The following is a 13,549-nucleotide window of genomic DNA, read 5'->3' as shown; positions in this document are numbered from 1 at the left end:
AATAAACCGCAAAAGTTTGACGGCATTTTTGTCGGCTGCCTAACATCGCCCGCACTAGACCTTCATCAGGCGAAACTGCGCTGGCGCTGCCGGCGCAGTGCGAGGAGACAGCAATGCGGACGAAAGGACTGCGCCGGCTGGCGCTGGTGGTCGCGGTATGTTGCCTGCCGTTCGCGCAGGCTGCAGGCGCGGCGGAATATCCGGCGCGGCCACTGCGGCTGGTGGTGCCGTTCACGCCCGGCGGCACCACCGATATCCTGGCGCGCGTGGTCGGTGCCCGGCTCGGCGAGGTGCTCGGACAGAGTGTCGTGGTGGAGAACCGTCCCGGGGCGGGCGGCAACCTCGGCGCGGAAGCGGTGGCGCGCGCCGCCCCCGACGGCTACACCCTGCTGATGGGCACCCTTGGCACGCAGGTCACAAACGCCTACCTGTACGCGCGCATGCCGTACGACGCCGCCAGGGACTTTGCGCCGGTGACGCTGGTCGCCAACTCGCCCAATGTGCTGCTGACCAATGCGGCGCAGCCGGTGCGATCGGTGGCGGACGTGATCGCGCAGGCCAGGAAGGAGCCCGGGCGCATCAACTACGCGTCGACCAGCACCGGCGGCTCGCCGCACCTGTCGGCTGAACTGCTTGCCAGCATGGCCGGCATCAGGCTGCAGCATGTACCGTACAAGGGCGCGGCACCCGCGATGACGGACCTGCTGGCCGGGCAGGTCGAGCTGATGTTCGACAACCTGCCGTCGGCGCTGGCGCAGATCCGGGCAGGCAAGGTCAGGGCCCTCGCCGTGACCAGTCCGCAACGCTCCCCCGTGTTGCCGGACGTGCCGACGGTGCAGGAATCCGGCCTGCCCGGCTACGTGGTGAATTCCTGGTTTGGCCTGCTCGCGCCGGCCGGCACGCCAGCGGAGATCGTTGCGCGGCTGCAGAAGGCGGTGGCCGGCGTGCTGGCCGAGCCCGCGGTGCGCCAGCGCATCGAGCAGCTCGGCGCCATGCCAGGCGGCGACACCTCCGCCGCCTTCGCGGCGATCATCCGCGCGGACCACGACAAATGGTCGCGCGTGATCCGCCAGGCGGGCATCCAGCCCCAGTAAGGCGACCCTTCCACTTCCTGACAATGCCAATGACCAAGACAACGCTGCGCGTCGGTTCCGGCTCCGGCTGGTGGGGCGACCGCGTCGAACCGGCCGCCCTCAGCGCGCGCCTGGGCCGGCTCGACTACCTGTGCTTTGAAACCATGGCCGAGGCGACGGTCTCCGCAGCGCAAGTGCGCAAGCGGCGAGATCCGGCCTTCGCCGGCTACGACACTTACCTGGACGAGCGCATGCGCGCCGTGCTGCCGCATTGCCTGGCCAATGGCACGCGCATCATCAGCAACCAGGGGTGGATCCATCCGCTTGGTGCGGCGCGCCGCATTGCCGCGATCTGCGAGGAACTGGGACTTCCGATGCCGCGCATCGCCGCCATCACCACCACCGATCTCACGCCGACCATCTGCGACCAGGATCTGGCGCTGCTCGAGAGCGGGGCGCCGGTTGCGTCGCTGCGCGGCACGCTGATTTCGGCCGAGCCCTACGAGGGTGCGCTGCCCATCGTCAGGGCGCTGGAGCAGGGCGCACAGATCGTCGTGACCGGCCGCGTCGCCGATCCGTCGCTGTTCCTGGCGCCGATGATCCACGCCTTTGGCTGGGACTATGCGCGCGACGTGGACCTGCTGGCGCGCGGCAGCGCCATCGGCCATTTGCTCGAATGCGGGGCGCAGGCAACGGGCGGATACTTCGGCGATCCTGGCTACAAGGATGTGCCCGAACCCTGGAACCTGGCATTTCCCATCGCCGAGGTCGATGCGCACGGCAATGCCGTCATCGGCAAGGTGGCCGGCACCGGCGGCCGCATCGACCTGCAGACCATCAAGGAGCAGATGTTCTACGAGGTGCACGACCCCGCCCGCTATATCACGCCGGACGTGGTGGTGGATTTCACCACCGCCGTGCTCGAGCAGGCGGGGCCGGCCCAGGTGCGCATCAGCGGCGTGCACGGCGCGCCGCGCACCGGCACGCTGAAGGTGTCGCTGGGCTGTACCGAGGGCTTTATCGGCGAGGACATGTTCTTCTACGCCGGGCCCGGCTGCCTGGCCAAGGCGCAGCTGGCGCGCGTCATCCTGGAAAAGCGCTTTGCGCTGGCCAACCTGCAGGCGGATGAACTGCGCATCGACTTCCTAGGGGTCAACGCCATCCATGGCGCGGCGTCGCCGGTGCCGCCATGCGAGCCGAACGAGGTTGCAGTGCGCGTGGCCGCGCGCACCCGCACGCGCGAAGAGGCCGCCAAGGTCGGCCGCGAGATCGACAGCATGGCGGTCTGCGGGCTGGCGTCGACCGGCAAGCGCGTGCCGCACCAGGACCGCACGCGCGAGATCATCGGGGTGTGGTCGGCACTGGTGCCGCGCGCGCAGGTCGAGTCCCGCATCCACTTTCTCTGAGGGCCAGCCAATGATCGTTTGCTTGCGGCGCGTCGCGCATACCCGGTCGGGCGACAAGGGCAATACCTCGAATACGGCCGTGATTGCCTATGACCCGGCGTTCTATCCCTACCTGAAGGCGCAGCTCACCGCGCCGGCGTTCAAGGCCCTGTTCGGCGGCGTGATCACGGGAGCGGTGGAGCGCTATGCCGTCGACGGCCTGCAGGTGCTGAACTTTGTCGCGCACGGCGCGCTGGGCGGCGGAGTATCGCGCAGCCTGGCGCTCGACAATTACGGCAAGGCGCTGGCCAGCGCAGTGCTGCGCTTCGAACTGGACATTCCCGACGCGCTTGCCGGCCTGCTGCGCGGGCCGCCGGCCTGAAGCGCTAGCGCGGTCCGGCGCGCCGGGTCCAGGCGCTGCTGATGCGGCGCGCTTCATCCTTCAGCCGCCTGGCCAGGCGCGCTTCGCGCGAGCGCAGCCGTTCGCTGAGCGCGGCAATGCTGAGCGCGCCGAGAGGCTGGCCTTCATAGTTCAGGATAGGCACCGCGATGCCACCCATCTGCTCGACCACCCAGTCGAGAAACATCACGTGGCCGCGTTCGCGCGCGGCCACGGCCTCTCTGGCGATCAGTTCCGGCGTCAGCCGCGGATAACCCGCGAGCCGGCGCGCGGTCTGCTGCAACCGCGTCGCCCGCTCAGCCGGCGGCAACCAGGCCAGCACCGCCATGCTGCCCGCGCCCACGCCCAGCGGCCGGCGCGTGCCGACCTCGACATAGTTGGCGCGGATCGCGAAGGTGCCCAGCTCGATATGCGTGCAGACCGATTCGCCGCGGCTGGCTTCGGTCAGCACGGCGGTGTCCTCGAATTCCTCCACCAACCGCTCAAGGCTATGCCGTGCCAGCGTGCGCAGGTCGACGCGGCGCTGGGCCACGTCGGCAAGCTGGAAGACCTCGGCGCCGATGCCGAAGCGCCGCTGGGCATCGCGCGTGGCGAATCCTTCCGCGACCAGCATCTCCAGCAGGCGCGATGTCGTTGCCGGGTCGAGCCCGGTGGCGCGCGCGACATCGGACAGGCGCCGCACCTGCGGATCGGAAAGCGCGCGCAGGATGGAGAGCGCGCGCTGCACCGGGGACGAGCGTGGGATGCGGTCGGGCATGGGGTGGCTAGGCTGGCCAGGACGTGGCCATCATCGCATGGATGGTCTCGCATGCCGGCGCTGGCGTTCGCTTCGCGGTGCGACGCGCGGGAGCGGCCCGATGGCGCATGACAGTGCCGTCGTGCAAATCAGAATGAAATGCCATCTAATTGCCTGCATGTTCTGGCTACATCGCCCGCGACGCTTCTGTAAAAACATGTAGCCGTCGCCTAGTATGGATGCGCATGGCATTGAGGCGGGCGGCATTGCCGCGAGGACCAGACGTGGGTTTCCGGCCGTGCGACGACGGTTCATATGGCGGCAGGGGGAATCCTTGGACGAGTCGGCTCCGGACCGGTTTCAGATCCTCGCGCTCTCGGGCGGCGGCTTTCGCGGGCTGTACACGGCCAGGCTGCTTGCCGATTTCGAGGAGGAAATCGGAGCTCCGATTGCGACCCGCTTCGACCTGATCGCGGGGACCTCGATCGGCGGGGTCATTGCGCTGGCCCTGGCGCTGGAGCTGCCAGCAAGCCGCATCGTGGACCTGCTGACGCGGCATGGCGAGCAGATCTTTCAGCGGCGCTGGTCGCTTGCCGGCATCTGGCGCGCGCCGTTCGGCTCGCGCCGGCTGCTGGAACTGCTGTGCGCCGAGCATCTGTTCGGCGAGCGCCTGCTCGGCGCCTGCGCGCACCGGGTCGTCATTCCCGCGATCAATTACTCCACGGGGCGGCCGCAGATATTCAAGACGCCGCACCACGTCAATTTCAAGCGCGACCACAAGTTCCGCATCGCGGATATCGCGATGGCGACCAGTGCCGCGCCGGCCTACTTCGCGCGCTACACCTTCAACCACAACCAGTTCGTCGATGGCGGCCTTTACGCCAATGCGCCGGGCCTGCTGGCCGTGCACGAGGCGCAGTATTCCCTGCTGCGCTCGCTCGCCGATGTGCACGTCATGGCGATAGGAACAATGTCGTCGAAGTTCACCGTGAACCCGCGCCGCAATCGCGAGGGCGGCACCTATGACTGGGGCGGCATCAATCCCGCCAACATGCCCCGGCGATTGTTCGGCCTGTCGATATCGGTCCAGGAAGCGCTGAGCGATTTCATGCTGTCGCACCTGCTGCCGGGGCGCTATGTGCTGGTCGACGATGACCTGACAGACCAGCGCGCACGCGCGGTGGGCATGGACAGGGCTGACCACGCGGCGCGGGAGGTGCTGCTTGGCGCGGCCTCGGAGCGGTCCAAGATCTGCATCGGCAGCCGCGAGTTCCAGCCGTTCCTGAGGCATCTCGCTCCCGCCCCGACGTTTTATTACGGCGAGAACGAGAACGCAGGCACGTTCGCGCGCCGCAGCGCCGGTGCCACGGCCCAGGTGCACAGGATCTCGCCGGCGCGATAGGCCCGGATAGCCGCGTCTTACGCGAACGCGTGGAAGGGACGCCGGACTCCGGCCGGCATGGCGTCCGGCCCGGGCCGGGCCGGCGCGGCGAGCGGCAGGTCCAGCAGCGCGCGCACGTCCCGTTCGATCGTTGCCAGCGATGCCGAGCGGCACAGGGTGCGCGCAAAGCGCGCGTCCAGGCCGGGCGGCAGGCGCAGCCACATATTGTCCGAGATCAGCAGCAGGCGCCGCGGACGCAGCACCAGGCTGGCCAGCCGCAGCTGGTTCCAGCCTTCGGCCAGGTCCGGCGGCATGCCGAACACCAGCAGCGCCGGCGCCGGCAAGCGCAGGTTGCGCGCCGCCAGGGACTCGGTCTCCACCGGTTCCACCCGGCCGATGCCCGGCATCTCGCCGAGCAGGCGCGCGATGCCGTGCCGGTACATCGGCATGTCGTCGATGACCACGGCATGGGCCTCGCCGCCGCACTCCAGCACCTGCGCCGGGGCCGGCGTTCCATGGTTAGTCCAGCTCATTCCTTCCTCCGTTGTCGGGCATTGGCTTCCTGGCCAACGCTTTTCACCGGGATCAGCAAAGGGGATGCCAATGCCGGCAGGGCCCGGGCGTGCGCTCCCGGTCAGCGCCGCGACCCAGGCGGGCCGCGGGTTTGCGGCAGGGCGGCCGGTGCGGACCGGCCCGCGCGCATGGCTGGCATCGGCCCGGCTGGCGTTACGTGTAACGTAACGTGTTACGTCGCCGAACCCTTGCCAAGCCGCGGGACCGGTCAGCAACGGAGCCACGTGACGCTTGCATCCGGCAGCGACACGGCCAGCGCCGCCCTGAACCCGGCACCGGCATCCAGGTCCAGGCAGGTCCAGCCGGACATGGCTATGCCATCTCGCGAAGCCCGCCAATGGCCCGCGCCGCGCCGCCAGTCGTCTTCCGTGGTGTACGCGGTGGGATCGGCCGAGAGGCCGGTGCCGAGCGCTTTCAGCAGCGCTTCCTTGCGCGTCCAGATGCCCAGCAGGGCGTCGGCCGCAGCGGGCCGGGCACGCGCCAGGACCTGCGCTTCCTGCGTGGAAAATATGCCGCGTCCAAATCCCGGGACGGCCGCTACGTTCACGCCGCCGGCACGCCGCTCCACGTCCACGCCGAGGCGGCAATCCCGCGCGAAGGCCAGCAGCGCCAGGCCGTCGGTGTGGGACACGCTGAAGGCCAACCCGGTCTGCGGCCATTGCAACACCGGCTGGCCGAATGGCGACACGGTCAGGCGCAGCGCTTCGGGCTGGCAGTGCAGGTAGCCGCCGACCAGCCAGCGCAGCAGCCCGCGCCGGGCGACATAGCCATTGCAGTGCCTGGCGTGCCGGTAGGCCAGGGCGCGCGCGCGCTCGTCCGGCGCAAGCGTATGGGCCAGGCGCGTGCATGCCGGGTTGACCTGCGCGTCATCCAGCCGCCATACCTGTACCGCGCCGTCCGGCAACGCCAGGCGCTCCGATTGCGGCAGCACGAACGTCGCGGTATCCACCGCGCCCCGTGCGGCAACGTCGTCATGCTGCATGCCGTGCCACGTCCGCCGCGTCACGCGCCCGCCAGCCCTTCGTCCAGGATCGCCGCCACCGCCTGCAGGTTGGGTTCGAGCACCAGGTCGAAATGGCTGCAGGGCACCTCGGCAATGGTCAGCCCGCCCAGCGCGACGCGCCGCCACAGCGACAGCGGATCGCCGCGCTGCTGCTGCCTGACCGCGGCGCGCAGGTAGAGCACCGGGCTGGCATGGTACGGCCGCGGCCGATAGGTCGTCATGGCGCGCACCATGGTCTCGCGCACCTGCCGCAGTGCCGGCGGCAGCGATTCGGTAAACGCGTCGGGCTTGCAGGTGATGCCGCCGCGGCGCATGCCGACACCTTCCGCGGCCCGGCGCAGCGCGTATTTCAGGTAGCGCACGCGCTGTGCCGCCGGCACCGCGCGCAGCTTGCGCAGCTGCCAGCCGGGATAGTTCCAGCAGTAGCGCATCCAGGTGCGCCACGGCAGGAAGTGCTCGCAGACATAGGTGTCGAGCAGGCACAGCAGCTCGACCTGCTCGCCGGCGCGGGTCAGCTGTTGCGCCATCTCGTACACCACCAGCCCGCCGAACGAGTAGCCGGCCAGCGCGTAGGGACCGCGCGGCTGCAGGCTGCGGATCTGTTCGATATAGCTGGCCGCCATGTCCTCGACACGCCGCTGCGTCGGCTGTTCGCCGTCAAGGCCGCGTGCCTGCAGCCCATAGACCGGGCGCGAAGTGCGCAGCGCGTTGACCATGCCCCAGCACTCCATCACCGAGCCGCTCGCGCCATGCACCAGGAACAGCGGCGAGCCGGTGCCGCTGCGCACGGGCACCAGGTTGGGCGAAGTCCGCGGGGACGCGGCTTCGTCGATGGCCGCGGCCAGGCCTGCAATGGTGGGCGCGAACAGCAGTGTCGCCAGAGGGATCGTGCGGCCGGTCGACTGGTGCACGTCCGCCAGCAGCCGCGCGGCCAGCAGCGAATGTCCGCCGAGGTCGAAGAAATTGTCGTCGCGGCCGATCGGGGCGAAATCGAACAAGCGCTCCCACAGCGCCTGCAGATGACGTTCGAGCTGCTCGCGCGATGTGCCGGGCGCGGGCAGTTCGCGCGCCGCCAGGTTCAGGGCCGGATGATTGCGGATGGCGTCGAGGCAGTCCGGATTGCGCAACGCTGAGGCGTTGCCCACCGGCAGGCCGTTGACCGCATTGCGCGCTGCCGCTTCGGACAGTTTGCCGTTATGCGTGGCCGGCAGCTCAGGCACGGCCAGGATGCGGTCGGGCACATGGGTGGGCGAGGCGCGGCGCGCCAGTTCGCGGCGCACGTGCGCGGCGAGCGCGCCGGTCAGCGCGACGCCGTGCTGCAAGACCAGCAGCAGCACCATGCGTTGCTCGTACCGCTGCGCGTGGGTGCGGTCGGGCGGTGCCGTTTGCGCGCGCTGCTCGACCACCATCGCCTCGCGGATCTGCGGGATATCGCGCAGCACCCGATAGATCTCGCCCGGCCCGACGTTGACGCCGCGCACATTGAGCACGCCGTCGGAACGGCCATGCAGCCGCGCCGTGCCTTCGGGCGGAAACTCGATCCGGTCGCCGTGGGTCCACACGCCCGCGTTGGCCGAAAAATACGCCTTGTGGAAGCCCTGGCCGTCGACGTCGCCATAGAAGCCCAGCGGCCGCGACGGGAACGGGTTGGCGCACACCAGCTCGCCGATGCCGCTGGTGGGCGCGCCGTGTTCCCACGCCTGCACATCGAGCGCCAGGCTCTTGCACTGCGCTTCGCCCGCATAGACCGGCAGGTTCGGATTGCCCAGCACGAAGCAGCCGAGGATGTCGGTGCCGCCGGAGATCGACTGCAACGGCAGCGCCTTGACGTGATCGCGCACCCATTCGAACTGCGCATCGAACAGCACCGATCCGGTCGACATCATCGTGCGCAGTGCGCCCAGGTCGAACTGCTGGCCGGGCACCAGGCCGGCGTCCTCGCACATCTTCAGGTAGGCGGGACTGGTGCCGAACACCGTGACGCGCTCTTGCGCAACCAGCCGCCACAACGCGTCGACCGTGGCGATCGGGCCGTCATAGGTGACGATCTCGACCCCGGACGCCAGTGCCGACAGCTGCCAGTTCCACATCATCCACGCGCAGGTGGTGTGGAAGTACATGCGGTCGCCGGGCCGCAGGTCGGAATGCAGCCGGTGCTCCTTCAGGTGCTCCAGCAGGCTGCCGCCGGCGCCGTGCACGATGCACTTGGGCTTGCCGGTGGTGCCCGACGAAAACATGATGAAAAGCGGATGGTTGAACGCAAAGCGCTGGAAGGAGAACTGCTCTGCATCGCCACGGCCGATCAGGTCCGCCAGCGCATGGACCGGCTGGCTGACGGTGGCCGGCAAGGCGCCGTCGTCGAGTTGGATGATGCCCTGCAGCGAAGGCAGCGCGGCAGCGAGGCCGGCGACGTTGTCCGCCAGCGGGATGCCGGTGTCGAAGGCGCGCTGCGCGGTGTGCGCGAGCAGCAACCGCGGTGCCAGCGGGGCGAAGCGGTCGAGCAGGGTTTCGACGCTCATCTCGGCGGCGGCGGTGGACAGCGTGGCGCCGAGCGCGGTCACGGCGAGCGCGGCGACGATGGCCTCGGCGTCGTTGCGCATCACGGCCACCACGCGATCCCCTTCGCGCAGCCCCAGTTGCGACAAGGCATGTGCCGCACGCGCGACACGCTCGCGCAGTTCGCCGCGAGTCAGGCGTTCACGCCGGCCATCGGCGTGGCAGGCGGTCAGCGCCGGTGCGTCGGGCCCAGCGACTTCCAGCCCTAGCAGGTTGTCCGCGTAGTTCAGCGACAGGTTCGGGAAGAAGCGGGCATGTTCGCAATCGTCGCCGACACAGACCGGCTCGGGGCTGCCCGACCACGCCAGCCCCTCTGACCACTGCAGGAAGCAGCGCCAGAATGTCCGGTATTCCCGTACCGAGAAATCGTGCAGCGCGCCGTAGCGGTGGAACGACTGGCCGGTACACGCCTGCAGCGCCGCGGTAAACGCGGTCATCTGCGACGCCACGGCGCGCTCGGGCGAGCTGACGTAAATGGGAGTGCGACCCTGGTTGACGCTCGGGCAGAACGAGGCGTCCAACAAATAAAATCGATCCATCCGATGCTCCTGAGAGACCGGCGCACGCCATTCGAAGTGATGGCGCGTTCATGGGGTCGAGATTAATGGCTGGCGAATTCTGGTCTGTGCGTCATCGCACGCATGACCGGCAGGCGGGCGTCGTGCAGGGCTCGCTTGCGCCGCGGCGCGCGTGCTGGCACGGCGTTCAGGATCGTTCGCTGGCCCGTATCAGCGGACGATCTTGCCCCCGCCACTAGATTCCAGCCCCGTGGCGTGTGATGAATCCGATACCGGATAGTGCGGACAACGCGGATTGCCATCGCACTTCGCTGCCCTGGAAACCGGGCAAGCGGCTTTTGTCGCTGTGGTAAGGTTGGTGAATGGTTTCGACGACATCCATGGACGAGACGCAGGCGGCACCCGTGCGGTGTCAGGAGAGTCATGCAGCGTGAGTAATGGGAAGGAAACGCCGCGGCGCGCACGGCGGACCGACCAGGTTTCGCTCAGCCGGGCCTTGCGCCTGAGCGTGCCGGCGGAAGCCAGGCCCGCGCCGGTCAACCGCAGGGACTGGCTGCGGCAGCGCAAGGAAGAACTGCAGGCGGCCCGTGCCGTCGCCAGGCAGAGACGCAACCTGCTGCGGGCCGAAATCATGTCGGCCGCGCAGGATATTGCGCGCGAGGAACGCAGCGCCGCGCGGCTGGAAGCGGAGCGGCTGAAGGCCGAAGCCAGGTCCGCGCGCACCTACGCGCGCGAAGACGAACGCGCCGCCGCCAAGTTCGAGCGCGGCCAGCCGAAGCGCCCGGCTGCCAAGACCAAAACGCTGGCCAAGGAGAAAAGCAAGCTGGTCTCCTACGCCGAGCTGTTGCGGCTGCGCAAGTAACCGTCCGGGCTAGCGAATCTTGTCGAAGCCGCTGGCGGCCCAGCGCTCGGCGCTGTCGCGCGTCAGCCGGAAGTCGGGCCGCACCTTGATGCTGGCCAGCACCTCGCCGAAGGCATCCTCGGCGCTCAGCGTGCCGAAGGGCTCGAACTCATCGGGCGTGATCGCCAGCTTCACGGTCACGCTGCCGGCTTCGGCTTCGATGCTGACCTGCTTGTTCAGCTGCGCGTGCAACTGCTGCTCATGGCGCCGGATCACTTCCGAGGCGGTCTTGACCAGGGTCTGGTGCGCGGTGGCGTCGAGCGGCTTGGGGTCGACCTTGTTGCGTCCCATGGTCCAGGGGCCGACCAGCGCCGGCTCGGCGCTGCCGTCGCGGATCATCTCGACCGCCCAGCCTTCACCATCCTCGTTCTTGATCACGCGGGCGGTCCAGCCCTTGTCGCGCCACAGGCGCGGTTCGTGGATGGCTGAGGCTTCGTGCTCGGGCAGCGCGTCTTCGGTGTGTGGCATCAATCTCGTGGTACGGGTCGGGGAACCCGCGAGAATACTATAGGGCCCGGCAGCAGGCCCCCGCGCCCTTCATCGCAGACCCTTACGATCGCGTAAACAAGGCCTTCCTGATGATGGCGTGCACGCCCCAGTTGCCGTTCACTACCTGCGTGATGCCGAAATCCACCGCCACCGAGATCAGCGTCACCGCCTCGTCCTCGCTCAGCCCCTTGACCGTCATCAGGAAGCGGCGCGTCTTGCGGAACGCATCGCGCATGGCGTCGTCCAGCGTGGACTTCAGGTAGATGTGGCTTTGCGCCATCTGGCCCAGCTCGGTCAGGTGGTTGGGCGAGCTGAAGCCATGCAGGATCCATTCGTCGGCGGTCTCCACCAGCGGATAGCTCAGGTCCGCGAACGGCGCGCCGCGTTCGATCATGGTGCTCTTGTGCAGGATCAGCTGGAACTCACCGGTCAGCGAGCATTCGATGGCGGTGCCGCACAGCTCGGAATCGCCCTGCGAGGCATGCGGGTCGCCGATCGACAGCAGCGCGCCCGGCACCGCCACCTTCAGGTACACGCTGGCGCCGCGCGTGACGCGCCAGTTGTCGAGGTTGCCGGCGAAGCTGGAGGGCGGGATCGAGTCGATCAGGCCGTCCTGCGCGGGCGCGACCGCGATCACGCCGAAGTGCGGCCGGATCGGGATCTCGATATCGCGCAGCACGTCGTGGTTCTTGACGATGGTGTCGTGGTCGACCGGGACGCCGGGATAGTCGATGGTGGGATGCAGCACGCCGAACGGATCGCGCTGCGGCGTCCAGCGGAAGCTGTAGACGGCGCGGGCGCAGCCGTCGGCGCGTTCGCAGTCGATCTCGAACACCGTCACCACTTCGCGCTCGCGCGGCTCGGTCAGCATGTCGCGGTAGTGGAAGCCCCACCAGGTGGCGGCATTGCTGCCGAAGGCGCGGCCGGCAAAGCGGGGGTTGGCGCACGGGCGCGGGCGCACGTCGAGGATGCGCACCTCCAGCACGTCGCCGGGCATGGCGCCGCGCACCGCGACCGGACCGGTGCAGATATGCACGCCGAAACCCTCGCCGGCACCGCGTCCGTAGACCGAGGCGTCGATCGGGCCGGCGCCGCGGCGGTCGACGTTCTTCTGCTCGGCGGTCCAGTGGAACACGCTTTCGGCGCCGGGGTCGCCGTCGATCATGCGCTCGCGGTCGTCCGAGGCGTGCTGGGTCAGCGTTTCGATGGTGACGGTGTCGCCCGACATCACTTCCAGCACGGGCGGCAGTTGGTGGCTCAGGTAGCCCCAGTGCACGGTCTTGTCGGTGGCCTGCAGCCAGTGGTGGCGGCCTTCCGGACGCGCCGCGTGCGAGCGGGCCTGGGTGATGGGGACCACGGACGGCGCGGGCAGCGCGCGTGTGCGCGCACCGTCGTTGGCCGGGGCGCGCTGTGGCGCGGGGCCGCGTCTGGCATCGGCCGGCAGCCCGCGCGACACATTCAGCGGCGGGCGCTGCGCGGGGGTGCCCGCGGCCTGCTCGCGGTAGGCGCGCGGCGAGATCCCGAACTGCTCGCGAAACGCGTGGCTGAAGTGCGAAGGATCGTTGAAGCCCCAGCGATAGCAGATGTCGGAGACCGAGAGCTTGTCGTACTGCGCATTGCCCAGGTCGGCGCGGCACCGCTCCAGCCGGCTGGTGCGCAGGTAGGCGGAAAAGCTGCTGCCGGACTTCTCGAACAGCTTCTGCAGGTAGCGCGCCGACATGTGTTCGTCCGCGGCGATGGCGCTGAGGCTGAGCTCGGGCTCGGCCAGGCGCGCGTCGATGCGGCTGCAGACCCGCGCGAATACCGCCGCGCGCGACGGCGTCATGTCCGCCGGCGCGCTCGGCTGGTTGTCCGACAGGGCCGCGCCCAGGCAGGCGACGATGGTGCTGTCGAAGGGCTGCACCGCGCGGTCGTCGGCGGACACCAGGGTGTCGATGCTGGCCGCCATGGACTGCAGCAGGCGCGCGAACAGTTCCGCCGCGTCGCCGGCCAGCACCAGCGCGGAGCGCGGCAACGGCGCGGGGATGCGCGCATTGAGCAAGGCCTGGCCGATATGCACGATCAGCAGGCGGAAGCCGGTGGTCAGCGCCACCTTGCGCGCCGCGTGCTCGGGCACGCAGACCACCTGGCCGGGACGCAGCGGCTCGCGCAGGTCCGGGCTGGCGAGGTGGGCTTCACCTTCGGTCAGCATCAGCAGCATCAGGCCGCGGCCGTCGCCGGCAGTGATGGCCAGCGTCTGCGGCACCGACGCGATGCAGGTCAGCCCGATGCCGGCAGGCGTGGTGCGCGACTGGATCGTGCCGTGCAGGGTGTGGTCCGCGCACAGGCTCTCGCACTGCAGGCGCGCGGCCCTGAGCTCGTCGCGCCATGCGGCGCCGCGCCGGTTGCGCGGATAGGCTTCGGTGGAAAAACGCTGCAGATGCAATGGAGCCTCCCTGGCGTCTGACTGCCACAGCGGCGGGGGGGGGGGGGGGGGGGGGGGGGGGGGGGGGGGGGGGGGGGGGGGGGGGGGGGGGGGGGGGGGGGGGGGGGGG

At 69.4% G+C, this 13,549-nt stretch carries 11 protein-coding genes; 5 read left to right on the top strand and 6 right to left on the bottom strand.

Going from position 1 to position 13,549, the window contains the following annotated elements:
* Positions 1-113: 113 nt before the first annotated feature.
* The 3 genes from U9J39_RS17710 to U9J39_RS17700 are packed head-to-tail and all read left to right on the top strand — an operon-like array spanning position 114 to position 2,840.
* Positions 114-1,094 (top strand): Bug family tripartite tricarboxylate transporter substrate binding protein, encoded by a 981-nt coding sequence (locus tag U9J39_RS17710; protein ID WP_116313422.1) that lies wholly within the window; start codon positions 114-116, stop codon positions 1,092-1,094.
* 29 nt (positions 1,095-1,123) lie between these two features.
* On the top strand, positions 1,124-2,479 hold the full coding sequence (locus U9J39_RS17705) for an acyclic terpene utilization AtuA family protein (RefSeq protein WP_326347655.1): 1,356 nt from the start codon (positions 1,124-1,126) through the stop codon (positions 2,477-2,479).
* A gap of 10 nt (positions 2,480-2,489) precedes the next feature.
* The gene (locus U9J39_RS17700; RefSeq protein ID WP_116313424.1) at positions 2,490-2,840 is read left to right on the top strand and encodes an AtuA-related protein; all 351 of its coding nucleotides are present in this window, start codon (positions 2,490-2,492) and stop codon (positions 2,838-2,840) included.
* Positions 2,841-2,844: 4 nt separating this feature from the next.
* Here the strand turns inward: U9J39_RS17700 and U9J39_RS17695 are convergent, their stop codons facing one another.
* A complete protein-coding gene (locus U9J39_RS17695) occupies positions 2,845-3,603 on the bottom strand; it encodes an IclR family transcriptional regulator (protein WP_442784906.1) in 759 nt (252 codons plus the stop codon).
* 226 nt (positions 3,604-3,829) lie between these two features.
* Here U9J39_RS17695 and U9J39_RS17690 point away from each other — a divergent pair, with 226 nt between their 5' ends.
* Positions 3,830-4,996, top strand: coding sequence for a CBASS cGAMP-activated phospholipase (locus U9J39_RS17690; RefSeq protein WP_240987728.1), 1,167 nt, complete (start codon positions 3,830-3,832; stop codon positions 4,994-4,996).
* Between the two features lie 17 nt (positions 4,997-5,013).
* On the opposite strand, the gene U9J39_RS17685 is transcribed toward U9J39_RS17690, so the two are convergent.
* The 3 genes from U9J39_RS17685 to U9J39_RS17675 form a co-directional block, all read right to left on the bottom strand.
* Entirely contained in the window at positions 5,014-5,508 is a 495-nt protein-coding gene (locus U9J39_RS17685) for a response regulator transcription factor (RefSeq protein ID WP_115712185.1), read from the bottom strand.
* A gap of 248 nt (positions 5,509-5,756) precedes the next feature.
* Positions 5,757-6,530, bottom strand: coding sequence for a 4'-phosphopantetheinyl transferase family protein (locus tag U9J39_RS17680; RefSeq protein ID WP_326347653.1), 774 nt, complete (start codon positions 6,528-6,530; stop codon positions 5,757-5,759).
* A gap of 20 nt (positions 6,531-6,550) precedes the next feature.
* Complete coding sequence (locus tag U9J39_RS17675) at positions 6,551-9,646, bottom strand: acetoacetate--CoA ligase (RefSeq protein ID WP_326347652.1); 3,096 nt, start codon at positions 9,644-9,646, stop codon at positions 6,551-6,553.
* Positions 9,647-10,055: 409 nt separating this feature from the next.
* Here U9J39_RS17675 and U9J39_RS17670 point away from each other — a divergent pair, with 409 nt between their 5' ends.
* On the top strand, positions 10,056-10,487 hold the full coding sequence (locus U9J39_RS17670; protein ID WP_326347651.1) for a hypothetical protein: 432 nt from the start codon (positions 10,056-10,058) through the stop codon (positions 10,485-10,487).
* Between the two features lie 9 nt (positions 10,488-10,496).
* On the opposite strand, the gene U9J39_RS17665 is transcribed toward U9J39_RS17670, so the two are convergent.
* Complete coding sequence (locus U9J39_RS17665) at positions 10,497-10,994, bottom strand: hypothetical protein (RefSeq protein ID WP_115682322.1); 498 nt, start codon at positions 10,992-10,994, stop codon at positions 10,497-10,499.
* 82 nt (positions 10,995-11,076) lie between these two features.
* On the bottom strand, positions 11,077-13,440 hold the full coding sequence (locus U9J39_RS17660; RefSeq protein WP_326347650.1) for an acetamidase/formamidase family protein: 2,364 nt from the start codon (positions 13,438-13,440) through the stop codon (positions 11,077-11,079).
* Between the last annotated feature and the right edge of the window lie 109 nt (positions 13,441-13,549).

This window comes from Cupriavidus sp. SS-3 (assembly GCF_035818815.1).
Lineage (GTDB): Bacteria > Pseudomonadota > Gammaproteobacteria > Burkholderiales > Burkholderiaceae > Cupriavidus > Cupriavidus taiwanensis_C.
Note: the sequence above shows the minus strand (reverse complement) of the source record. Positions and strands in the feature narration are given on the sequence as shown.